Raw genomic sequence first — 22,691 nt, 5'->3', positions numbered from 1 at the left:
CAGGCATCCGGTGCTGTTGATCTGCGGAACTGGGGGCGAGGCCGGCTTTCCTTGGTCCACTCCCCGTTCACTCCCCAGGGCTTGGCTCTGAGACGCGGTGACGACCTGCGGTGACGACCTGCGCAGCGAGGTGATCTCAGCGAGATCGGCCCGTATCCGCAAGATGCTGAGTCCGTAGCCGGCCCTACTCAGCGTCCTGTGCCTCGATCAGGTCGAGGTCGCGGACGCAGAAGCCGTGGTGCTCGAAGGTCTCGTTGAGCACCGTGCCGAGGCACTGTCGCACCGAGCGGCCCCGGGCGTACGGCGGCCAGACATCGTCGTCGGGCACCGGCGCTCGCGCTGCGAGCTGCACAGCGGTGACCTCGTCGAGCCAGGCCTCGAGCTCGGCGGCCTGTGCGTCACGCACGCTCAGGATCTCCTCCAGTGCCGGATCGAGCGAGAGGTCAAGCCCGTGCGCTCCACGGTAGGGCTCGACGGTCGTCCCGATGCCCATCGGCGTGAACAGCTCCGTCGAGCCCAGGCAGCAGCGGCGGAACCACGAGTCGTGCACGAACACCAGGTGCCGCAGCGTCTGCACCGCCGACCACTCGTCGTTCACGCTGCGGCGCTCGATGCCGGGCGTACGGCGGATCCGCTCGATCGTGGCGGCCCAGCCGGCATGGAGCTGACGCGATGCTTCGCGCAGATCGGCAGGGTCCTCGGAGCGGATCAGCACCCGCACCGGATGACGCCGGTCGAGCTCTGCCTCGACGTACTCGGTGACCTCGACACCGTTCACCACGAGGTTGGTGATGAGCCCGTCGATCACGGCATCCTGCATGACGACGCCGACCAGGCGCGCGCCGGTCAGATCGCACTCGCGGAACTCCGCACCGTGCAGATCCTCGTCGGCATACCGCGTCATGCTCCGCATGCTAGGTCCGAGCACCGACAAGCCAGCCTTCCCGGCTTGATTTGGCCTCTTCCAGGTCCTGACCGAGCGCGAAGAACGCAACAGCGTCGCGATCGCCTCCAACGAATTCTTCTCGGGAAGGACCAAGACCTTCACCGACCCGCGCTTGTGCGCGGGCCATCGTCTACCGGCTCACCTGCGGCGGCGACATCATCGAGATCGGCACAGTGAGCCCTGGCCGCCGTCAAGTACCACCGTCGGCCGGCACTCCCGTAGGCGCTACGCCGATTTCCGCAAGGCCCTGCCCTGAGCCCCGGCCGCCGGAGGAAGAGGCCCTCAGCCGAACTCGGTGCCGTTGAATGCGGCGTTGCGGCCCGTACGAGGGGCGTCACGCTGACCTGTCATGGTGATGGACGACGGGACCGCCCCGGGGCCGGAGGTGGCGAAGGCGATCCCGTCCGGCCACGGGTGGACAGGCTGAGAGCACCGCCTCATGACGGTTCGGCAGCCAGCGAGAACTCCACCGAGCCCTGATTCTCGACCTTCACGAAGCCCAGACTCGGCGCCTTCACGCCGAAGTCCTGGAAGGTGATGGGGATGCTCCCGACGATCTTCGTCTTGTTGGGGCCCGCCTGTGTCTTCGCGGTGAACGACACGGGCCGCTGCACACCGTGCACCGTCAGATCGCCCTTCAGCTTGACGTTGTGCGTACGGCCGTCGGCGAGTGCCCCTACGTCCACTGGCTTCGTCACTTTGAAACCGGCCTTGGGGAACTTGTCGGTCTCCATGGCGTTCTTGCGGAAGTACACGTCGCGCGTGGCTTCCGGCGTCTTGATGTCGGCGACGTCGACGCTGAAGCGCGCCTCGCGCAGGGTGCCGCCGTCCACGTTCAGGGAGCCGGTCACACTCTTGGAGCGGCCGGTGACCGTCACGTTCTCTCCGCGCAGCACCTCCTTGACGCGGTAGCCCGCGAAGGAGCCGCCGCCTCCCACCTTCCAGGCGCCTTCGAGATCGCTCGCCTTGAACGACTCGGACTTGCCGCTGTCTTCGAGTTCCGGCGCCTTCTCGGCCTTGGAATTCGCCCAGGACGCGTAGAGCTGAGGTACGACCAGCACGCCGGCCACACCCAGGACGGCCACGGTGAGCACGGCGGCGAGCAGCTTCTTACGGCCCTTCCCAGGGGCCTTCCTACGGGCACTCATGACTCCTCGATTCTGTCGGCCACACCCGGCACTACGGATGGCGCGACGAATCGTTCACCAGAATCGATCAACGGGGCCCGAGCTTTTCCATTGTGGAGTAAAAGCGGCCCGTCAGAGCCCCGCCGCCCGTAACCTACGCGGGCACTCGTCTGCTCCCGCCGGTTCCCGCGCGCGTCGCAGACGACGCACCGTCTGCGCTCCAGGATGGGCTGCTGGTTCGCATGGGCGCTCTGCTGGTGCACGGGCGGTGTGCTCCTCGTGGGCCTCGGGACTACCGGGCACGCGGTGTGCCCGTAGATGTCCTCTGGCCCGAGGGCGCGACCCGGGACGCATGAGCGACCGGACGTACAGAGCCTGATGGCAACTGCCATGAGCGCGACGAAGGTTCCTCGTACGGCGGCCAGGAAGCAGCCCCGTCTCTTTCCGACCAAGCCCTCCACGCCCAACCGTGCGGAGGTGAGACGATCCCGCGTACCGGACGATCTGGAGTGACGCGGGGGACATCGTGGAGGATCGGCTGAGTGGGGGCCATGAGGGGCCGGTCGGACCCGCCGTGCACGGCGGCCGCATCGGCTCGTACGCCGTCGAGCGCAAGCTCGGCGAGGGCGGCATGGGGAGCGTCTATCTGGCCCGTTCCCGCGGTGGGCGTGCCGTCGCGGTGAAGGTCGCCAGGGCCGAACTCGCGGCCGACCCCGACTTCCGTCAGCGCTTCCGAGCCGAGATTGCCGCGGCACGCATGGTCGGCGGCTTCCATACGGCACCCGTTGTCGACGCGGATCCGGATGCGCCGGAGCCCTGGCTGGCGACCGCGTACGTCCCCGGGCCGACGCTCGCCGAGCACATCGACCACAACGGGCCCATGAACGCGGGGGAGTTGACGGCACTCGGCGCCGCGCTCGCCGAGGCGCTGGAAGCCATTCACCGATGCGGCCTCGTCCACCGTGATCTGAAGCCCGGCAACATCGTGATGGCCGACGACGGTCCCCGGGTCATCGACTTCGGCATCGCGCGTGCGGTCGACTCCACCCGTCTGACCGCTACCAACCACGCCTTCGGCACGCCGGGGTACCTGGCTCCCGAGCAGGCGACGGGCGGCGAAGTCACGGGCATGGCAGATGTGTTCGCGCTCGGGGCCGTGCTCACAGCGGCGGCGGGCGGCAGGGCGTTCGGGACGGGGACGCCGATGTCGCTGATGTACCGCTCCGTGCACGAGGCGCCGGATCTGAGTGCCCTGCCGGACGGGGTACGGGACGTGGCGGCGGCCTGCCTGGACAAGGAGCCTTCACAGCGCCCCGGTACGGCCCGGCTCCTGGACTGGTTCGAGGAGTTGGCGGGCCGCACGGACGGTGATGAACGGCCCGGCAGCACTGATCCGCGGGGGGCGCTGCTGTCGTCCCCGCAGCCTCCGCGGCCACGGTCATCGTCTCCGGCGCTGCCATCCTCGTCCCCGTCCCCGCGGGTGCCTCCGTCACCGTATGCACCGACGCGGCCGGACGCCCCGAGGCCGCCGAGGGCTGCCCCTGCACCGTCCGTTCGCGCATCGGAGGACGAGGCGGGCGAGGCAGGCGAGGCGTTCATGGCCGCGGACGCGGACACCGCCGTCGTTGTCGACGCCGACGGCGTGGTGTTTCTTCTGGAGCAGCGCTGGCGCCCGCTCGACGAGCTCGAGAACGGCCAGGACCTCGATCGGGCAGAGACGGAGGCCGAGTTCGCCTGGGCCGAGATCTCTGACGTCACCATCGGCACCGCCGACCGCACGTATTTGACCGTCACGGTCGTCCTGCGTGACGGCTCGTCCCACTTCTGCGCGGTCAACGCCCGCCGCGCGGCCCGTCTCAACGCCTGGCGGCGCGACCTCGCCGAGGCCGTACGGCATTACCTGCGCCGCTGACCGTCAGCGATCGCCGGCTTTGTCGAACAGCAGGGAAAGTCTTACTGCGCCGTCTTGTCACGGAAGTTGGGGCGTGGAGGGTTTCCCGCGGTTCGATACACCGACCGTCGGGCCACGGTCAATCCGACTCTCTCCGGGGGCTGGCTCGCAGCTATGCCTGACCTGTGCTGACGGTCCACCGAAGTCAGCGGAAGTCCGTGGGAGTCCGCGGCGTTGTCACGCAGTTGGTCACGCACCCAAGTCGCTCACTCAAACAATTGGGCGCTGGGCCGACTCGGCTGAAGCTCAAGCAGCCGCGCCGACAAGGGATTTGCTACGTCAGCCTCTTGATGCGCGAAGGTGACCACAGCCGGTCGACTCGAACGCGCAACGATACGAACCTACTTCGATCCTTTTGCTGCCGCTCAGTGCCCGGTTGTGTGACGATCGCCGCATGTTGTCGCTCGCAACGGGACGGGTCCAAGCATGGGCCGGGGGCATTCTCGCTGTCGCGGCCACCGGGGGCTTGGCCTGGTATCTCGCATCGGTCGGGCTGGATGACGCCAGCAAGTGGGCCGGTGTCCTGGGTCTCTTCGTCGCTCTGGCAGGAGTTGCGATTTCACTCGTGGGTCTGCGTCGCCAGAGTGCCCCTGCCGGCCAGTCGGTGACCGGTTCGAGCGTAGGTGGCGGTGTCACCCAGATCCAGAACACCGGCAACATCCAGATCAGCCACGGTCGTTCGGCGGTGGCGTCGGCGCCGGTGCCCGGCCCTGCAGCCGCTTCGCCTCCGGCGGGCGGGCAGTCGGTGACGGGCAGCGAAGTCCATGGGCCGATCGACCAGATTCGCGACGCCCAGGGTGACGTCGATATCCGCCAACAGCCATGACCGGCTTGTTCGGACAGGGGCGCCGTTGGCTGCCCGGACGCCGCGACACCGCCGCCGATTCGGCGACGATACGCGCAGGCGGCCAAGTACTGCCCGACCAGCAGGTGGTCAACTCCACTGTTGCCGATTCAGTGGTTCAGATCAGCGGTACCGGGCGAGACGTGCATGTCCGCTTCGGCGCCCGGAATTACCGAGTGAACAACCAACTGCCGACCCCTGCACGGCTGACCGTGCAGCAGGCCCGAGCGCAGCCGGCCCGGCTGCTACACGCCCGCCATCAACTGGTCTCCTTCACCGGACGTGCAAGTGAGCTTCGAACGCTCAGCAACTGGCGGGACGGCGACGCAGGGATCTCGGTCCTTCTCCTCCATGGCGCGGGTGGGCAAGGTAAGACCCGCCTCGCTGTGCGGTTCGCGGAACAGAGCCGGGCGCGCGGCTGGCAGGTGTTACAGGCACGCCATGTCAGCGACCCTCCTCCGGTGACAGCAGCATCGGCGGCGGGGGAGAAGAACAACACGCCGGACACGCTCGTTCTGGCCGACTACGCCGAGAGGTGGCCGGTCGACGACCTGCTGGAATTCCTACGCGAAGCGGCAGGCCGTGGTGGCGGCAGGGCCAGGGTGCTGCTTGTCGCCCGGCCCGCCGGCGTGTGGTGGCAGATCTTGGCCAACCGCCTGGACCGGATGGACGTGGCCACGACGTCACTGGCGCTGCCGTCTCTGGTCACGGACCGGGCCACCAGCCCCGCGGAACTGTACAGCCAGGCACGTGACCGCTTCGCCGAAGCCTTAGGCGTATCGGGAGCGCAGCACCTGCCGGTGCCCTCCGCGGTTCTCTCCGACGCCCCTGGAATCCGCAATGTGCTGGCAGTGCACATGACGGCGCTCGCGGCCGTCGACCGGCACCGCCGAGGAGAAGCGGGCGGGGCTGCAATGGATGCTCCGGGGGCGGTCTCCGCCTATCTGCTGTCCCGAGAACGCGATCACTGGCGGACCCTGTGCGCCAACGGCCGCATCAAGACTTCCGACAGCATTCTGGCCAGGGCCGTCTTCACCGCGGCGCTCACGGGTTCGCTTTCCCACCACGAAGGCGTGACCGCCCTCAAGGTGATCCAGGCATGTCCTTCCGACGTGACTGACCAAGTGCTCCGCGAACATGCCGAGTTGTTCCCGCCCGACGCCGACCGCCAGGGTGCGGTCCTGGAGCCCCTCTACCCGGACCCGCTTGCCGAGGACTTCGTCGCCCTGGGGACGCCAGGCCATCACTTCTCGCACCCACCCGATCCCTGGGCGGAGGACGCGATGCATCGCCTGCTCGTACCGGGAACTGACGAAGACAGCGTTCACCCGTGGACCCGGCCGGCACTCACCTCGCTGATCGCCGCCTCGGCCCGTTGGCCCCACCTCGTCACCGGACACCTCGCTCCGCTCCTGATGCGGCACCCGGAACTGATGCTGCACGCGGGTGGATCGGCGCTCACGGCCCTCACAGAGGTACCGGAACTGTCGCCGAGCGTTCTTGAGAATGTGGCTGCCCGTCTGCCGGACCATCCGCACGCGGAGTTCGATGCGGGGATCGCGGCCATCACCAGCAAGCTCATCAGCCATCGCCTGCGTGCTACGAACGATCCCGCGGAAAGGGCCCGCCTGCACAGCTCCCTCGCCACACGACAGGCGTACGCGGGCAAGTACCAGCAGGCGGTGAGCGCTGCTGAGGCAGCGGTGGAAATCGGTCGGCAACTCGTGCGGCTGAACTCGGAGTTGCATGAACCCGACCTGGCTGCGTCACTCTCGAACCTCGGCAACCGGTTCGCCCAGGTGGGCCGGCATGACGAAGCGCTCGAATGCGCGAGAGAGGCCGTGTGGATCCGCCAGAGACTCGTCAGCAATGCACCGGACGCCCAAGCACCGGGACTGGCACAGGCGTTGTCCAACCTCGGTGTACGGCTGGCGGAGGTCGGCCGGCACGCTGAAGCTCTCGCCACTGAAGAGGTAGCCATCGACATCAGACGCCGTCTCGCGGCTGCTGACTCTGCGCGCTTCGAGGCGGACTACGCCACGTCATCGTCCAATCTCGGGAACCACCTCGCACACCTGGGCAGACATGACGAGGCACTGAGCTGTGAGGAAGAGGCGGTGGAGATTCGGCGGCGCTTGGCGGCGGAGAACCCAGCCGCACATGAGCCGGACCTGGCACGGTCGTTGTCCAACCTTGGCGTGCGCTTGGCGCGGGTCGGCAGGCCCGACGAGGCACTGAGCTGTGAGGAAGAGGCGGTGGAGATTCGGCGGCGCTTGGCGGCGGAGAACCCAGCTGCACATGAGCCGGACCTGGCACGGTCGTTGTCCAACCTTGGCGTGCGCTTGGCGCGGGTCGGCAGGCCCGACGAGGCACTGAGCTGTGAGGAAGAGGCGGTGGAGATTCGGCGGCGCTTGGCGGCGGAGAACCCAGCCGCACACGAGCCGGCCGAGTAGGAACCCTGTACTCAAGCTGGACGAAAGCCAGTGACCAGCTGCCCTGGCTCCCCGGGAGTGAATTTCCTTGATCCACTCCCCGTTTACTCCCCAGAGGCCACCGATCACGAGTCAGGGCCAGTCATCCACGGAGGATGACTGGCCCTGAACTGGTGCTTTCTCTGTCGGGGTGGCGGGATTTGAACCCACGACCTCTTCGTCCCGAACGAAGCGCGCTGCCAAGCTGCGCCACACCCCGAAGCAACGCGCACCACTCTAGCCCAGCCGGACGCTGAGGCGAAATCCGGTTTACGTGCTAAGAGCGCCCCGAGCAGGCCCGACCGGGGCCGTCACGACCGGTCCTGCAGTGGGTCGCGCCCACGACAGCCCAGCCGCGGTAGTGGGCGGCACTGAAGCCGCCCCGGCTGCGCCCCGGCGGCGCCGCGGCACCCCGCCGGAACACCTCAGTCGCGCGCCGTGAGCGTCAGCAGCGTCGCCTCCGGCGGGCACGCGAACCGCACCGGCGTGTAGCGGTTGGCGCCGCAGCCCGCCGAAACGTGGAGGTAGGAGCGGTTGCCGCCGGCGACGTGGGTCGAGAGGCCCTTGACGCGGTCCGTGTCCAGGTCGCAGTTGGTCACGAGAGCGCCGTAGAACGGGACGCACAGCTGCCCCCCGTGGGTGTGCCCGGCGAGGATCAGCGGGTAGCCGTCCGCGGTGAAGGCGTCCAGGGAGCGCAGATAGGGGGCGTGGACGAGCGCGAGCGAGAAGTCCGCGTCCTGCTCGGGGCCGCCGATGACGGCGTTGTAGCGGTCGCGCTTGATGTGCGGGTCGTCCAGCCCGGTGAGGGCGATCTCCTGGCCACCGTCCAGCTTGAGACGTCCGCGGGTGTTGCTGAGGCCGACCCAGCCCGCCGCGTCGAAGGCGTCCCGCATGCCCTCCCACGGGTTGTGCACGGCGCCGACGGCCGGAGCGTTCCCGTTGAGGCCGTGGCGCCCGCTGGCCTTCTCCATCAGGTAGCGGGCGGGGTTGCGCAGCTTCGGTCCGTAGTAGTCGTTGGAGCCGAAGACGTACGCGCCGGGGAGCTCCATGAGCGGGCCCAGCGCGTCCAGGACCTCGGGCACGGCCTCCGGGTCCGAGAGGTTGTCCCCCGTGTTGACCACGAAGTCGGGGCGCAGGCCCGCGAGCGATCGCAGCCAGCGCTGTTTCTTGCGCTGCCCGCTGACCATGTGGATGTCCGCGACATGCAGGACGCGCAGCGACGGCATGCCCTGCGGCAGTACGGGGACGGTCACGCGCCGCAGCCGGAAGGAGCGGGGCTCGACGAGCGTCGCATAGCCCACGCAGGCCGCGCCGAGTGCCGTCAGGGTGAGGGGGAGTCCGTATCGCGCGCGCATCGGACCATGGTCGCAGAACTCTCGTTCCCCTCGCACTCCGCGCCAGTCGGCACACCCGACGCCCAACGCCGGTCAGTGCGGCCCAAGAAGGCACGTCCGCACGTTACGCAGCTGGCGCCGCAACGGCGGGTGCGCACGCGCCCCAACGGCGAGTGCCCCCGCGCCGCGTGCGAGATGATGGGCGCCGGATTCTCAGGAGGACACGGAAACGCTATGACTACGCTCAAGTCCCGGCTCCAGAACGACCTGACGGCAGCGATCAAGGAGCGCAACGAGCTGCGCTCGGCGACCCTCCGCATGACCCTCGCCGCGATCACCAAGGAGGAGGTCGCCGGGAAGTCCGCACGCGCGCTGTCGGACGACGAGGTCCAGAAGGTGATCACGCGCGAGGCGAAGAAGCGCCGCGAGGCGGCGGAGGCGTTCGCCGACGGCGGCCGCGGCGAGCAGGCCGAACGGGAGCGCGCGGAGGGCGAGGTGCTCGCCGACTACCTGCCGAAGCAGCTGTCGGACGAGGAGCTGGACGCGCTGGTCGGCGAGGCCGTGGCGGAGGCGCAGGCCTCGGGGGCCGAGGGCCCGCGCGCGATGGGTGCCGTCATGAAGATCGTCAACCCGAAGGTGCAGGGACGTGCCGAGGGCGGCCGCGTGGCGGCGGCCGTCAAGAAGCGGCTGGCATCGGGCTGAACCCGGCCTCGTCAGGGCCGCCTGCCCGGACGCCTTGAGCTGGACCCGCACCCCCTCGACGGGCCGGAGGCGGACGCTGAAGGGGGGCGCTCCCCCGTGGAGCGCCCCCTGAACGTGCAGGCCAGTGCAGGGCGGGTGGTGACGAGCCGACTCCGGAGGAGCAGGGCCCGAGGCCACCGGGGCCCGGGCGCCGGTCGGGCCCAGGCCGAACCCCGGCCGTCGGCGCCACGCCCCGGCCCGCGCGCCGCCGCCAGGGCCGAAAGGCTCGGAAGCCGCGCCGGAGGCCTTAGAACCCGCCGGTCCCGCCGAAGCGCCCGCCACTGCCACCGCTGCGCCCGCCGAACGGGTTGCCACCGCCGTTGGCTCCGCCGATGTCGGCACCGCCGGGGCCTCCGCTCGCTCCGCCGTTCTGGCCGGTCGTGGCTCCGGAGTCCGCACCGCCGTTGCCGCCGCCGCCGATGAAGTCGGGCGGAAGCGTGATGTCCGGCCACGGCGAGTCATCGTCCGGCGGCTTGGGCTTGTCGCGGCCCTTGTCGTCGTCGATCGGGATCAGGTTGAAGCGCGGGGCCGGCTTGCCCTCAAGGGCTCCCGCCATGGCGTCGCGCCAGATGGGGCCCGGCACTTCACCGCCGAAGACCTTGCCGTAGTAGTTCCCGCCTATCGAGAGGTTCGTCATCTGCGTCTTGTGTGCCGGGTCCCCGACCCACACGGCACCAGCCATGTTCGGCGTGTAGCCCACGAACCAGGCCGCGTAACGCTGGTCCGTCGTACCGGTCTTGCCCGCGCTCTCGCGCCCGGTCAGCCCCGCCTTCTTACCCGTACCGTCCTCGACGACGCCGCGCAGCAGCGAGTTGACGGTGTCGGCGGTGCGCTGGCTCATCGCGCGCTGGCACGAGGTCTTCGGCACCGGCAGCTTCCTGCCGCGCGCATCGGTGATCGACTCCACCGCCACGGGCGTGCAGTGCTCACCACGGTTGGCGAAGGTCGCGTACCCCGCGGCCATCGTCAGCGGTGACATCTCCTGAGTCCCGAGGGTGATGGAGGGGACCTGGTCGATCTCCTTGCCGTCGGCCCGCTCTATGCCCATCTTCTCGGCCATCTCGGTGACCGGGCAGATGCCGGTCTCTCCGATCAGGGAGACGAAGTAGGTGTTCACGGACTTGGCGGTGGCCTCCTTCATCTCGTACGGGCCCACCTCGCGCCGGTTCTCGTTCTCGACGGGCGCGCTGCCGCTCCACTGGCCTCCGCACGTCTGCACCGGAGACGGATACTGCATCCTGTACGGCGAGGGGTACTTCTTGTACACGCTCATGCCGCGCTCCAGCGCCGCGGCAGCGATGACGGGTTTGAATATCGACCCCGGCTGGTATCCGGCGCCTCCGCCCATGTCGTTGTCCACGGACAGGTTGATCTGCGTCTCGTTCTCGCCGAAGCCGTACGGCCGTGACTGACCCATCGCCAGGATCCTGCCGGTTCCGGGCTCGACGATGGACGAGGCGGAAGCCACCTTGTCCGACTTGTTCACGTGGTCCTTGATCGAAGCCTCGACGGACTTCTGCGCCTTCGGGTCGAGCGTCGTCCTGATCGTCAGGCCGCCACGGTTCCAGCGCTTGGCACGTGCCTTGTCCGTCTTGCCGAACGCGGGGTCGTTCAGGACCACTTCGCGTACGTAGTCGCAGAAGAAGCCGGCACCGTGCGAGGCGGTGATGCAGCCGTTGCGGGGCCTGCTGATGTCGAGGTCGAGCGGCTTGTCCTTCGCTTCGCGCGCCTCTTCGGCAGAGATCCGGCCGAGGGCCTCCATGCGAGAAATCACGGTGTCGCGCCGCTTCTTGGCGGCGTCCTCGTGCTGCACCGGGTCGTACTGGGCCGGGGACTGCACGAGCCCGGCCAGCAGCGCCGACTCGTGAACGTCGAGGTCCTTGGCCGACTTGGAGAAGTAGCGCTGCGCTGCGGCCTCGATCCCGTAGGCCTGCTGCCCGAAGAAGGTGATGTTGAGGTAGTTCTCGAGGATCTTCTTCTTGCCGAGGCTCTCCTCGACCTGGATCGCGTACTTGAGTTCCTTGATCTTCCGGCCGATCGTCTGCTGGGTGGCCTGGGCGACCTTGTCGGGGTCGTCGCCGGCCTCTTCCACGAAGACGTTCTTCACGTACTGCTGCGTGAGAGAGGAGGCGCCCTCCTCGACCTCGCCGTTGCGGGCATTGCGGTTGAGTGCGCGCAGGATGCCCTTCAGGTCGACGGCACCGTGCTTGTAGAAGCGTGCGTCCTCGATCGCGACGATCGCCTCGCGCATGGAAGGTGAGATGTCGGAGAGGCTGACGACGGTGCGGTCACGCGAGTAGATCTTGGCGATCTCGCCGCCCTCGGAGTCGAGGACGATTGTGCGCTGACTCAGTGGCGGACGCTTGAGGTTCGCGGGGAGTTCGTCGAAGCCCTGGACCGTGTTCTTGGTGACGAGCCCCAGGCTGCCGACCGCCGGCAGGGCCAGCCCTGCGAGCACCGCGCCCGCCAGCACGCTGACGCCGAGGAACTTGGCGCCCTGCTGGAACGCGGATTCACCACCGCCGGCACTCTTCATCACCATGGCGGTCAGCCTACGTTCTCAATTGCCGGACAGGGGAGCCTCAGTTCACCTAAGCTGGCTACGCATCGAACCTCACACCGTCACTGTGGCTTCGTTCCTCTGCGGCCTATCCACTCACTCCTGTGAGTGATGAGGCTTGTCCGGACGAGCGCCAAGTGTCGTGATGTGCCCGGCAAGTTCCTTCCCGCCGCACCGCCGTGAACTCCTGTGTTGTCCCGAAGGCCCAGCTTTGAGCGCAAGTGGCTGTCAAGTCGCCCCGACTTGAGCTCAAGTTGAGTCCAGGTTGTTACCGGCTCACTCCGGTGGGTTACTTGTTGCGCACGCATAGTCCGTTCGGGCCATTCAAGATTGGGCCCGCTGGGGGTGTTGCGCCCTGCCCGCCTTCCGTAACGTCTCGAACTGGCAACGGCGAATATGCCGCTTGCCGCCGTGGGGGAGCCTCGATTCGGGAGAGGACGGCGCCGGCTATGGGCTGGGTAACCGACTGGAGTGCGCAGGCAGCCTGCCGCACTACCGATCCGGATGAACTGTTCGTGCAAGGTGCGGCTCAGAACCGCGCCAAGGCCGTTTGCACAGGGTGCCCCGTGCGCACCGAGTGTCTGGCGGACGCTCTGGACAACCGCGTTGAGTTCGGTGTCTGGGGCGGGATGACCGAGAGGGAGCGGAGGGCGTTGCTGCGCCGCCGGCCCACGGTCACTTCTTGGCGCCGGTTGCTCGAGACAGCGCGTATGGAGTACGAGCGCGACACGGGCGGAGTTCTGCCTCTGGACCTCGAGGAGGCGAAGGACTACGCCGTCAATGCGGTGAAGGACTACGCGGCGGCGGGGTGAGTCACGCCTCAAGGGTGATCCGGTCCGTAACGGCGTAACGGCGGCATTGCCGCTCGGCCGTAAGGCAGTTGAGCGGTGCTGATGCGCCGCCGTGCCAAGTGCGTACCGCGAGTTCACCTGCGCCACACGCTTCCCGCGGGCTCCCACTCCTGCTCGATGTGCCGCGACGCACCGCTCGTACCGCTCGGGTCGATGACCTCCGGGCGGGAGGTGCGGCGCGCGGCCGTGTGCACCCCTGCTCAGCTGCTGAGCTGAACCCGGGGCGCCATGCCGCTGTCTGCGCGCCCGTGCACCGCCACGCCCGTGCACCGCGCCACGCCCGTGCACCCCCACGTCCTTCGACGCGCACAGCGCAGGTACGTCGCGGGGATACGGCGGTACGGGCATTCCGCGTATCGCTGCCGCATGTGAACGCGGGGCACAGGTTCTCGTGCGGGCATTGCGCCACACGCGACGGAAGCGCGTTCCCGCGGCCCCCGTTGAACGCCTCACGCCTCACGGGCGCCGGAAGGAACCGGCACCCGCGGCAGTGAGAACGGATCGAGGATCAGAAACGAGCCGGGGATCAGGCCGCAGGCGGCCGGCCCGGCGCGTCCAGGAGTTGCGGCCCGTTGGCGAGCAGCTCGCCGATCGTGCGCAGCCCGGCCAGGTCGTGCACATCGCCGGCCAGTGCCTCCACTTCGGCCACCGGCACCTCGGGGTGGAGCGCGGCGAAGCGGTCGCGCGTACGCCGCTCGCGGCTCAGCAGGCGCATGCGTTCGGCGTGCAACCTCAGCAGAGCGGCAGCGAGTTGCTCCGTCTGACCGAAATGCCCGTCCCGTCCCGTCGACTCCTCTGCGGATTCGGGCCGCAGGGTGGAGTCCGGGACGGCGTCCTCTCCGGTTTCCAGATGCTCGTCCGTGACGGTGGTGTCGGACGAGCCACGCCCGGGGGAATGGGCGCTGTGTCCCGTTCCCTTCCCGTGCCCTCGATCGACAATGCCGCCCTCTTCAAGATTTTCCGCGAGGGCCAGCGCCCGCTCCGCGCCGATCACCGAGGCACCGCTTGCGTGCACGCGGTTGAGCACGAGCCCGGCCAGCGGCATCTGCTCCGCCGCCAGGCGCTCCACGAAGTACGCGGCCTCGCGCAGCGCGTCCCGCTCGGGGGCCGCGACCACGAGGAACGCGGTTCCGGGCGCCTGAAGCAGCTTGTACGTGGCGTCCGCACGCGTACGGAAGCCCCCGAACATGGTGTCCATCGCGGCCACGAACGTCTGCACGTCACGCAACAGGCCCGTACCGAGGAGCTTGTTGAGCGCCCCGGTGAACATCGACAGCCCTGCCATGCCCAGGTTGACGAACTTCATCCCGGCCCGGCCGCCTGCTTTCGCCGGCGCCATGAGCATCTTGATGAACCGGCCGTCCAGGAACGAGCCCAGCCGTTTCGGCGCGTCCAGGAAGTCCAGCGCGGAGCGCGACGGAGGGGTGTCCACGACGATGAGGTCCCAGGCGTCGCGGGAGCGAAGCTGGCCCAGCTTCTCCATCGCCATGTACTCCTGCGTCCCCGCGAAGCCCGCCGACAGCGACTCGTAGAAGGGGTTGTCCATGATGGCCCGTGCGCGCTCGGGCTCGGCGTGTGCCTCGACGATCTCGTCGAAGGTCCGCTTCATGTCCAGCATCATGGCGTGCAGCTCGCCGCCGGCCTTCTTGTCGACGCCCGGTACGGGCCGCGGAGTGTTGTCCAGTTCGGTGAGTCCCATGGACTGTGCGAGCCGCCGAGCGGGGTCGATCGTGAGGACGACGGTCTTCCGGCCGCGCTCCGCGGCCCGGACGCCCAGCGCTGCGGCGGTCGTCGTCTTGCCGACGCCGCCCGACCCGCAGCAGACGATGATCCGTGTCCCGGGGTCGTCGATCAACGGGTCGACGCACAGTGCCACTTCGGAGGCCAGCGGGTTGCCGGCGTGTGCGGTGTGCTCGCCGCCGCCCTTACGCGTCCCGGCGTCCGTCCTGCCTTCTGTCATGACGTCTCCTGGCGTGGTGGCAACTGTTCGCGCAGGTCCGCCGCGAGCTGGTAGAGCCCGGCGAGTTCGACGCCTTCGGGCAGCAGCCCGAGTTCGTAGACGGGCATGTCCAGCTTCGCCAGTGCGGAACGCTGCTCCTGTTCCAGCGCGACGCGTTGTGCGTGCTCGTGTGCCTGTTCGATGAGCGGCCCGACGAGGCGGTCCGCCCGGGCCAGGCCCGCACGTGCCAGCGCGTCGGCCAGTTCACCGCCCGGACTGCGGTCGGCGTTCTGCAGCAGTTCCTCGTCCAGCAGATGCGGTCGCACCATGTTCACCAGCGCCGCCCCGACGGGCAGACCGGCCTCGCGGAGCTCCGCGACCCCGTCGACGGTCTCCTGGACGGGCATCTCCTCCAGCAGCGTCACCAAGTGCACAGCAGTCTCAGGGGACTTGAGCACTCGCATCACGGCCTGGGCCTGGTTGTGCACGGGTCCGACCTTGGCCAGCCCGGCGACCTCCTCATTCACACCGAGGAAGCGGGTGATGCGGCCGGTGGGCGGCGCGTCCATCACCACGGCGTCGTACACGCGTCGTTCGTGCTTGTCCCTGCGGCGCACGGCCTCGCACGCCTTGCCCGTCAGCAGTACGTCGCGCAGGCCGGGCGCGATGGTGGTCGCGAAGTCGATCGCGCCCAGCTTCTTCAGCGCGCGCCCGGCGCTGCCCAGCTTGTAGAACATCTGGAGGTAGTCCAGCAGCGCCCGTTCGGGGTCGATGGCGAGCGCGTGGACCTCGCCGCCGTCGTGCGCGACGGCGATCTTCCGCTCCTCATAGGGAAGTGGCTCCGTCTCGAAGAGTTGAGCGATGCCCTGCCGTCCCTCGACCTCGACGAGGAGTGTGCGCCTCCCTCCGGCGGCCAGGGCCAACGCGAGTGCCGCGGCGACCGTCGTCTTGCCGGTGCCGCCCTTGCCTGTGACAACATGCAGCCTGCTCACTCCCGGGAGCCTAACCAGCATGGCGACGGACTACCCTCTGCCCCATGACGAAGTGGGAATACTCGACAGTGCCGCTGCTCGTGCACGCGACCAAGCAGATCCTGGACACCTGGGGAGAGGACGGCTGGGAACTCGTCCAGGTCGTCCCGGGCCCGACCGGTTCCGAGCAACTGGTGGCATATCTCAAGCGGGAGAAGCAGTGACCAGCGTCGAGTCCCGGCTCGCGGAGCTCGGCATCACGCTGCCCGAAGTCGCCACCCCCGCCGGGGCGTACGTCCCCGCTGTGCGCAGCGGACGGTACGTCTACACGGCCGGCCAGGTTCCGCTCGTCGACGGCAAGCTGCCGCTGACGGGCAAGGTCGGCGGAGAGGTCACTCCGGAGGAGGCCAAGGACCTGGCGCGTACGTGCGCGCTGAACGCCCTCGCGGCTGTCGCCTCGGTGGCGGGCGGACTCGAGCGGGTCGTACGGGTCGTGAAGGTCACCGGATTCGTCGCCTCCGCCCCGGACTTCACCGCTCAGCCCTCCGTCATCAACGGTGCGAGCGAACTGCTCGGCGAGGTCTTCGGCGACAAGGGCGTACACGCGCGCAGCGCCGTCGGTGTCGCCGTGCTGCCGATGGACGCGCCGGTCGAGGTCGAGGTCCAGGTCGAGCTGGCCGACTGGCCGGAGTGAACGCACGGGCGCGGTGACGGAGTTCACGAAGCCCTGACCTGTGCCTTCACTGGCGGCTGCGCCACCACCCGGCGACGCGGCGCGAGGTGACCCGTAGCATCCGTCCATGTCGTCATCCACGAACGGTCAGTGGTACCCACGGGAGTGGCCGGAGCGCATCCGCGCCCTGGCCGCGGGCGAGATCACGCCCGTGACCCCGCGTCTGGCCGCCACGGTCATGCTGCTGCGTGACGGCGGCGGGGCGGCGGGGGGTCCCGAGGTGCACATGCTGCGCAGGAGTACGTCCATGGCCTTCGCCGGAGGTGCGTACGCCTACCCCGGCGGCGGCGTCGATCCGCGCGACGAGCACTGGGGCGGTGGCGACCGCAGGCCGGGCAGGGGCTGGGCCGGTCCCTCCCGCAAGGAGTGGGCCATGCGGTTCGGCACGGACGAGGCCACCGCCCAGGCCATCGTCTGCGCCGCGGTGCGCGAGACCTTCGAGGAAGCGGGCGTGCTGCTCGCGGGCCCGGACGCCTCCAGCGTCGTCGACGACACGACCGGCGAGGACTGGGAGCGGGACCGGAGGGCGCTCGCCGAGCACGAGCTGTCCTTCGCCGACTTCATGGAGCGCCGCGGGCTGGTGCTCCGCAGCGACCTGCTCGGCGCCTGGGCCCGCTGGATCACCCCGGAGTTCGAAGAGCGCCGCTACGACACGTGGTTCTTCGTCGCCGCACTGCCCGAGGGTCAGCGCACGCGCAATGCCTCCACGGAAGCGGACCGCACGGTGTGGATCCGTCCGGACGAGGCCGCGGCGGGCTATGACGACGGCGAGCTGCTGATGATGCCGCCGACGATCGCCATGCTGCGGCAGCTGGCGCCGTATCCGACGGCGGCAGCGGCGCTGAACGAGAGCGCACACCGCGATCTGTCCCCGGTGCTGGCGAAGGCGCGCATGGAGGGCGGGCAGGTGGTGCTGAGCTGGCCGGGGCACGACGAGTTCACCAAGCGGGTCGAGGTGACCGCCCCGGAGGGCGACGACGGGGGCGCGGCCGGAGGCGGCGACGGCGCCGCGGGCACCCGTGGCACCGGAGGGGACGGCCCCGCATGACGGATGCCGCGTCCCTGCCGGGCCAGCCGCGGGGCGGCGTGCTCAGCGGTCAGGCCACCGCGCGCGCCCACTGCGTCCTCGCGCCCAATCCGTCCGCCATGACGCTGGACGGCACCAACACCTGGATCGTCGCCGAACCGGACTCCGGTTCCGCCGTCGTCATCGACCCCGGGCCGCTCGACGAGGGCCATCTGCGGCACGTGATCGACACCGCGGAGAGCCTGGGCAAGCGCGTCGGCCTTACGGTCCTCACCCACGGCCACCCCGATCACGCGGAGGGCGCGGCACGCTTCGCCGAGCTGTCCGGCACTTCCGTGCGGGCCCTCGATCCCGCGCTGCGCCTGGGGGACGAGGGCCTGGCCGCCGGTGACGTCGTGAGCACGGGCGGGCTGGAGATGCGCGTCGTGCCCACACCTGGGCACACGGCGGACTCGCTCTGCTTCCACCTGCCCGCGGAGGGGGCGGTGCTCACGGGCGACACGGTGCTCGGCCGCGGCACGACCGTCGTCGCCCACCCCGACGGGCGGCTCGGCGACTATCTGGATTCCCTGCGCCGCCTGCGATCGCTGACCGTCGACGACGGGGTCTCGACGGTGCTGCCGGGGCACGGACCGGTGCTTGAGGACGCACAGGGCGTCATCGACTTCTACCTCGCGCACCGTGCCGACCGTCTCGCCCAGGTGGAGACCGCCGTCGGCAAGGGGTTCCGCACGCCGTCCGAGGTCGTCGCGCACGTGTACGCGGACGTCGACCGCTCGCTGTGGCCGGCCGCCGAGCTGTCCGTACGCGCACAGCTCGCCTACCTGCGGGAACGGGGCGCCGCATAGCCGCGGGTCCGGCCGACGCCGGACGGCGAGGGGCACCAGTGGCACGCGTGAGGGGCGCCCTCTTGGAGAGGACGCCCCTCGGGCGTTGTTCCAGCGGTCCAGCGGCAGCGGCTCAGCGGCTCCGCTTCGCCAGCCGCTCGATGTCCAGCAGGATCACCGCACGCGCCTCCAGCCGCAGCCAGCCGCGGCCCGCGAAGTCGGCGAGCGCCTTGTTCACGGTCTCGCGAGACGCGCCGACGAGCTGCGCCAGCTCCTCCTGCGTGAGGTCGTGCACGACGTGGATGCCCTCTTCCGACTGCACGCCGAAGCGGCGCGAAAGATCGAGCAGCTGCTTCGCGACGCGGCCGGGGACGTCGGAGAAGACAAGGTCGGACATCGAGTCGTTGGTGCGGCGCAGCCTGCGGGCGATGGCCCGCAGCAGTGCGGAGGCCACCTCGGGACGTACGTTCAGCCAGGGCTGGAGGTCGCCGTGGCCCAGGCCGAGCAGTTTCACCTCGGTCAGGGCCGAGGCCGTCGCCGTACGCGGGCCGGGGTCGAAGAGGGAGAGCTCGCCGATGAGCTCGCCGGGGCCCAGCACGGCCAGCATGTTCTCCCGGCCGTCAGGGGAGGTCCGGTGGAGCTTGACCTTCCCTTCGGTCACTACATAGAGACGGTCGCCCGGGTCGCCCTCGTGGAAGAGGGCCTCACTTCGCGCGAGCGTGGTCTCCGACATGGAGGCGCGCAGCTCAGCGGCTTGCTCCTCATCGAGCGCCGCGAAGAGCGGGGCGCGCCGCAGAACGTCGTCCACGAGTTCTCTCCTTGTCGACCTAGCCCAATGGGGTCCCCAGGGGCCTCACAAGGCTCCCACGGGCCGAGGGGCGGCGTCTCCCCAGGCCCCAGGGCGGCCTCAGGTCCGTGAGGGCGAGGGGACATCGAGCCCAATGATGCCGGACGGTGAAACAGTGCGATCAATCACAAGTTTGACTCACGTCCCCAGCGTTCCCGAAGGCAGGGGGCCGATCGGGCCGGGAATTGCCTTCGTGCGGGGCGGATGTCAGCGGGCCCCTCTACGCTGGCCGGGTGTCAGTTACCCCGTGATGCCCCGGTGAGCGCACGCAGAGCGGGGCCGTGCGGGTGACCGCGATGGGAGATTCCGCTGTGGGCGAACAGGAGCCCCTCAACAGGGCAAGCCGGACAAAGGGGTCCGATGCTGCCCCGGCCGCCGATGCGATGGCGGCCGCGGGGAGCACCGGCAAGCCCGTGAAGAAGGCTGCCGCCGGTAAGCCGGTGAAGAAGGCCGCAGCCGGCAAGGCGGCGGCCGGGAAAGCCGCGCCCGCGAAGGCCGCCCCGAAGAAGACCCCGGCGAAGAAGGCCCCGGCAGGGACGACGTCGGCGAAGAAGACGGCGGCGAAGAAGACGTCGGCAAAGCAGGCCGGGCCCGCCCCGAAGAAGGCGTCCGGGAAGCCCGAGTCCCACCTCGCCAAGGTCCGCCGCGCCCGTCGCATCAACCGCGAGCTGGCCGAGGTGTACTACTACGCCCACCCGGAGCTCGACTTCGAGAACCCATTCCAGCTGCTGGTCGCCACGGTCCTCTCCGCCCAGACCACGGACCTGCGGGTCAACCAGACGACGCCCGCGGTCTTCGCCGCCTACCCCACTCCCGAGGACATGGCCGCAGCCGACCCGGAGAAGCTGGAGGAGCTGCTGCGTCCCACGGGCTTCTTCCGCGCCAAGGCCAAGTCGGTGCTGGGCCTCTCGGCGGCGATCCGCGACAGGTTCGACGGCGAGGTGCCGGGCAACATAAAGGACCTGGTGTCGCTGCCCGGCGTCGGGCGCAAGACGGCGTTCGTCGTGCTGGGCAACGCATTCGGCGTCCCCGGCCTGACGGTCGACACCCACTTCGGCCGTCTCGTGCGCCGGTGGAAGCTCACCGAGCAGACGGACGCGGACAAGGTCGAGGCCGAGATCGCCGAGATCATCCCGAAGAGCGAGTGGACGATGTTCTCGCACCGGACGATCTTCCACGGCCGCCGCATCTGCCACTCCCGCAAACCCGCCTGCGGTGCCTGCCCCATCGCGGAGCTGTGCCCCTCGTACGGGGAGGGCGAGCTCGACCCGGAGAAGGCGAAGAAGCTGCTGAAGTACGAGATGGGCGGGCTTCCGGGCCAGCGCCTCAAGCCTCCGCCCGACTACCCGGGGCGACCCGCGCCGCCGCTCGGCGCCAACGGCAGCAACAGCAACGGCGCCGCCGGGGCCGCCCGGTGACGCGTCCCCCCACCGGTTCTCATCCGACTGCAGCCTGCGACGGCTCTCCCGCCGGCCCCCGGATCCACTTCAGCGATCAGGGTCTGCCGGATTGGCTCGCGCCGGTCGCCAAGATGGCGGCCTCGGTCGAGCCTCGCCAGCTCAGCCGCTTCCTGCCCCCCGCCGACGGAGCAGGCCGTCCTTCGGCGGTGCTCGTGCTCTTCGGCGAGGGAGCCGACGGGCCTGAACTGCTGCTCATGGAGCGTTCGTCCAGCCTCCGCTCCCACGCCGGCCAGCCGTCCTTCCCCGGCGGTGCCATCGACCCGGAGGACGGCGACCCGGAGGGTGAGGGGCGGCTGCGGGCGGCGCTGCGGGAGGCCGAGGAGGAGACGGGCCTCGATCCGTCAGGCGTGCAGATCTTCGCGACGCTGCCGGCGCTCTACATCCCGGTGAGCGGGTTCGTCGTGACGCCCGTCCTCGGGTGGTGGCGGCGCCCCACGCCCGTCGCGCCGATGGATCCGGCGGAGACGGCACGGGTCTTCACCGTCCCCGTCTCCGAGCTGACCGATCCGGACAACCGCGCGATGGCCGTCCACCCCTCCGGATACACGGGCCCGGCGTTCAGCGTGGGGCCCGCCCTGGTGTGGGGCTTCACGGCGGGAGTGATCGACCGGCTGCTGCACTACTCGGGCTGGGAGAGGCCCTGGGACCGCGAGCGGCGCGTCCCGATCGACCGCAGCGCATGACGCAGGAGCGCGCCTGCCTGTCCGGTCGGCCGTCTCACCAGGGCCGCGGCGCGCTTTCGTACCGACCGCGGCGGAACTCCTCCTCCATCCCCATGAGACGGTGGCTCCCGTGAACGCGCTGGACTTTGTGCTCCTGCTTGCAGCCATCTGGTTCGCCGTCATCGGTTACCGGCAGGGTTTCGTCGTCGGAATCCTGTCCGTGGCCGGTTTCCTGGGCGGTGGACTCTTCGCGATCCTCGTGCTGCCACCGCTGTGGAACGGCCTGACGGACGGCACTCCGCCCGGAGCGGTCGGTGTGATCGCGGCGGTCGTCCTCGTCATCGTCTGCGCTTCCGTGGGCCAGGCGTTCACCACCCACCTCGGCAACAAGCTGCGGCAGCACATCACCTGGTCGCCCGCGCGTGCCGTGGACGCGACGGGCGGCGCGCTCGTCAACGTGCTGGCGATGCTGCTCGTGGCGTGGTTCATCGGCTCCGCGCTGGCCGGTACGTCGCTGCCGACGGTCAGCAAGGAAGTGCGCAACTCCAGCGTGCTGCTGGGGGTTTCGCGCGTGCTGCCGCCGCAGGCCGACAGCTGGTTCAACGACTTCTCCTCGACGCTCGCGCAGAACGGGCTCCCGCAGGTCTTCTCGCCCTTCTCCAACGAGCCGATCCGGGCGGTGCCCGCGCCCGATCCGAAGCTGGCGAAGAGCCCCGTCGCGGCCGAGGCGAGGCGCAGCATCGCGAAGGTCGTGGGCAGCGCGACGCGTTGCGGAAAGGTGCTGGAGGGCACGGGCTTCGTCTTCGGCCGCCACCGGGTGATGACGAACGCCCACGTGGTGGGCGGCGTCAAGGAGCCGACGGTGCAGATGGGCGGCGTGGGCCGCATCCACGACGCGCGGATCGTCCTCTACGACCCGAAGCGTGACGTCGCCGTCCTGGACGTTCCCACGCTCGAAGCCCCCGCGCTCAAGTTCGCGCCCAAGGACGCGGACCGGGGCGACGGCGCCATCGTCGCGGGCTTCCCGGAGAACGGCGGCTTCGACGTTCGCTCGGCGCGCGTACGGGACAGGGTCGACGCGGACGGCCCGGACATCTACCAGCAGGACAGGGTCCGCCGCGACATCTACTCCCTGTACACGACGATCCGCCAGGGCAACTCGGGCGGTCCGCTGCTCACACCTCAAGGCGAGGTCTACGGCGTCATCTTCGCCAAGTCGCTCGACAACTCCCGTACCGGGTACGCCCTCACGGCGGACGAGGTCCGCAGCGACGCACGGCGCGGCCGGAGCGCGGAACGGCAGGCCGACAGCCAGGGTTGTGCGATGTGAGTGGGTGCCGCCGGGCAGTCCGCGCCGCCGCCGAATACGCGGTAGGCGACGGAGGCGGGAGTGCGAACGT

General features: G+C 69.6%; 19 protein-coding genes, 1 tRNA gene and 1 pseudogene. 13 read left to right on the top strand and 8 right to left on the bottom strand.

What is annotated here, in order from left to right; translation table 11 throughout:
• Positions 1 to 184: 184 nt before the first annotated feature.
• Entirely contained in the window at positions 185 to 904 is a 720-nt protein-coding gene (locus G4Z16_RS14150; protein ID WP_246530842.1) for a DinB family protein, read from the bottom strand.
• Positions 905 to 959: 55 nt separating this feature from the next.
• On the opposite strand from G4Z16_RS14150, the pseudogene G4Z16_RS14145 reads away from it, so the two are divergent.
• A pseudogene (locus tag G4Z16_RS14145) lies at positions 960 to 1,125 on the top strand (ATP-binding protein); the annotation flags it as partial.
• Positions 1,126 to 1,383: 258 nt separating this feature from the next.
• On the opposite strand, the gene G4Z16_RS14140 reads toward G4Z16_RS14145, so the two are convergent.
• Positions 1,384 to 2,094 carry a YceI family protein gene (locus tag G4Z16_RS14140; RefSeq protein ID WP_197351120.1) on the bottom strand — a complete coding sequence of 237 codons (711 nt, stop codon included), beginning with the start codon at positions 2,092 to 2,094 and terminating at the stop codon, positions 1,384 to 1,386.
• Between the two features lie 610 nt (positions 2,095 to 2,704).
• Here G4Z16_RS14140 and G4Z16_RS14135 point away from each other — a divergent pair.
• The 3 genes from G4Z16_RS14135 to G4Z16_RS14125 all read left to right on the top strand — a co-directional run bounded on the left by G4Z16_RS14135 (position 2,705) and on the right by G4Z16_RS14125 (position 7,321).
• Positions 2,705 to 3,985, top strand: coding sequence for a serine/threonine-protein kinase (locus G4Z16_RS14135; protein WP_197354556.1), 1,281 nt, complete (start codon positions 2,705 to 2,707; stop codon positions 3,983 to 3,985).
• 433 nt (positions 3,986 to 4,418) lie between these two features.
• Entirely contained in the window at positions 4,419 to 4,850 is a 432-nt protein-coding gene (locus tag G4Z16_RS14130) for a hypothetical protein (RefSeq protein ID WP_197351119.1), read from the top strand.
• Positions 4,847 to 7,321: a tetratricopeptide repeat protein gene (locus tag G4Z16_RS14125; protein ID WP_197351118.1), complete on the top strand. Its 2,475-nt coding sequence runs from the start codon at positions 4,847 to 4,849 to the stop codon at positions 7,319 to 7,321. The genes G4Z16_RS14130 and G4Z16_RS14125 overlap by 4 nt, the downstream gene beginning before the upstream one ends.
• Before the next feature lie 164 nt (positions 7,322 to 7,485).
• Here the strand turns inward: G4Z16_RS14125 and G4Z16_RS14120 are convergent.
• Together G4Z16_RS14120 and G4Z16_RS14115 are read right to left on the bottom strand one after the other, a co-directional pair.
• Positions 7,486 to 7,559 (bottom strand) — tRNA-Pro (locus tag G4Z16_RS14120).
• A gap of 205 nt (positions 7,560 to 7,764) precedes the next feature.
• Positions 7,765 to 8,694 (bottom strand): metallophosphoesterase, encoded by a 930-nt coding sequence (locus G4Z16_RS14115; protein WP_197351117.1) that lies wholly within the window; start codon positions 8,692 to 8,694, stop codon positions 7,765 to 7,767.
• Between the two features lie 213 nt (positions 8,695 to 8,907).
• On the opposite strand from G4Z16_RS14115, the gene G4Z16_RS14110 reads away from it, so the two are divergent.
• On the top strand, positions 8,908 to 9,375 hold the full coding sequence (locus tag G4Z16_RS14110; RefSeq protein WP_197351116.1) for a GatB/YqeY domain-containing protein: 468 nt from the start codon (positions 8,908 to 8,910) through the stop codon (positions 9,373 to 9,375).
• 286 nt (positions 9,376 to 9,661) lie between these two features.
• Here the strand turns inward: G4Z16_RS14110 and G4Z16_RS14105 are convergent, their stop codons facing one another.
• Positions 9,662 to 11,956, bottom strand: coding sequence for a transglycosylase domain-containing protein (locus G4Z16_RS14105; protein WP_197351115.1), 2,295 nt, complete (start codon positions 11,954 to 11,956; stop codon positions 9,662 to 9,664).
• Between the two features lie 467 nt (positions 11,957 to 12,423).
• On the opposite strand from G4Z16_RS14105, the gene G4Z16_RS14100 reads away from it, so the two are divergent.
• Positions 12,424 to 12,786 carry a WhiB family transcriptional regulator gene (locus G4Z16_RS14100; RefSeq protein ID WP_070017779.1) on the top strand — a complete coding sequence of 121 codons (363 nt, stop codon included), beginning with the start codon at positions 12,424 to 12,426 and terminating at the stop codon, positions 12,784 to 12,786.
• 565 nt (positions 12,787 to 13,351) lie between these two features.
• Here the strand turns inward: G4Z16_RS14100 and bagB are convergent.
• Both bagB and bagA read right to left on the bottom strand, forming a co-directional pair.
• A complete protein-coding gene (bagB, locus tag G4Z16_RS14095; RefSeq protein WP_197351114.1) occupies positions 13,352 to 14,785 on the bottom strand; it encodes an ATPase BagB in 1,434 nt (477 codons plus the stop codon).
• Entirely contained in the window at positions 14,782 to 15,756 is a 975-nt protein-coding gene (bagA, locus tag G4Z16_RS14090; protein WP_197351113.1) for an ATPase BagA, read from the bottom strand. The genes bagB and bagA overlap by 4 nt, the downstream gene beginning before the upstream one ends.
• Before the next feature lie 44 nt (positions 15,757 to 15,800).
• Between bagA and sp36 the strand changes: the two genes are divergently transcribed.
• The 4 genes from sp36 (at position 15,801) to G4Z16_RS14070 (ending at position 18,343) form a co-directional block, all read left to right on the top strand.
• Positions 15,801 to 15,959 (top strand): Sp36 family protein, encoded by a 159-nt coding sequence (gene sp36 / locus G4Z16_RS14085; protein ID WP_106965479.1) that lies wholly within the window; start codon positions 15,801 to 15,803, stop codon positions 15,957 to 15,959.
• Entirely contained in the window at positions 15,956 to 16,429 is a 474-nt protein-coding gene (locus G4Z16_RS14080) for a RidA family protein (RefSeq protein ID WP_197351112.1), read from the top strand. Before sp36 ends, G4Z16_RS14080 begins: the two co-directional genes overlap by 4 nt.
• Before the next feature lie 106 nt (positions 16,430 to 16,535).
• Positions 16,536 to 17,516 (top strand): NUDIX hydrolase, encoded by a 981-nt coding sequence (locus tag G4Z16_RS14075; RefSeq protein ID WP_197351111.1) that lies wholly within the window; start codon positions 16,536 to 16,538, stop codon positions 17,514 to 17,516.
• Positions 17,513 to 18,343 (top strand): MBL fold metallo-hydrolase, encoded by an 831-nt coding sequence (locus tag G4Z16_RS14070; protein WP_197351110.1) that lies wholly within the window; start codon positions 17,513 to 17,515, stop codon positions 18,341 to 18,343. Before G4Z16_RS14075 ends, G4Z16_RS14070 begins: the two co-directional genes overlap by 4 nt.
• A 112-nt stretch (positions 18,344 to 18,455) precedes the next feature.
• Here the strand turns inward: G4Z16_RS14070 and G4Z16_RS14065 are convergent, their stop codons facing one another.
• Positions 18,456 to 19,130 carry a Crp/Fnr family transcriptional regulator gene (locus tag G4Z16_RS14065; protein ID WP_028438501.1) on the bottom strand — a complete coding sequence of 225 codons (675 nt, stop codon included), beginning with the start codon at positions 19,128 to 19,130 and terminating at the stop codon, positions 18,456 to 18,458.
• Positions 19,131 to 19,552: 422 nt separating this feature from the next.
• On the opposite strand from G4Z16_RS14065, the gene nth reads away from it, so the two are divergent.
• From nth to G4Z16_RS14050, 3 genes are all read left to right on the top strand, one after another.
• The gene (gene nth / locus G4Z16_RS14060) at positions 19,553 to 20,587 is read left to right on the top strand and encodes an endonuclease III (RefSeq protein ID WP_197354554.1); all 1,035 of its coding nucleotides are present in this window, start codon (positions 19,553 to 19,555) and stop codon (positions 20,585 to 20,587) included.
• A 113-nt stretch (positions 20,588 to 20,700) separates the two neighbouring features.
• Positions 20,701 to 21,312, top strand: coding sequence for an NUDIX hydrolase (locus G4Z16_RS14055; protein ID WP_197351109.1), 612 nt, complete (start codon positions 20,701 to 20,703; stop codon positions 21,310 to 21,312).
• A 109-nt stretch (positions 21,313 to 21,421) separates the two neighbouring features.
• Positions 21,422 to 22,621: a MarP family serine protease gene (locus G4Z16_RS14050; RefSeq protein WP_197351108.1), complete on the top strand. Its 1,200-nt coding sequence runs from the start codon at positions 21,422 to 21,424 to the stop codon at positions 22,619 to 22,621.
• The last annotated feature ends 70 nt before the right edge of the window (positions 22,622 to 22,691 follow it).

The sequence above is a fragment of the Streptomyces bathyalis genome (genome assembly GCF_015910445.1).
Lineage (GTDB): Bacteria > Actinomycetota > Actinomycetes > Streptomycetales > Streptomycetaceae > Streptomyces > Streptomyces bathyalis.
The sequence above is the reverse complement of the archived record's forward strand: the minus strand, read 5'-3'. Positions and strand labels throughout refer to the sequence as shown.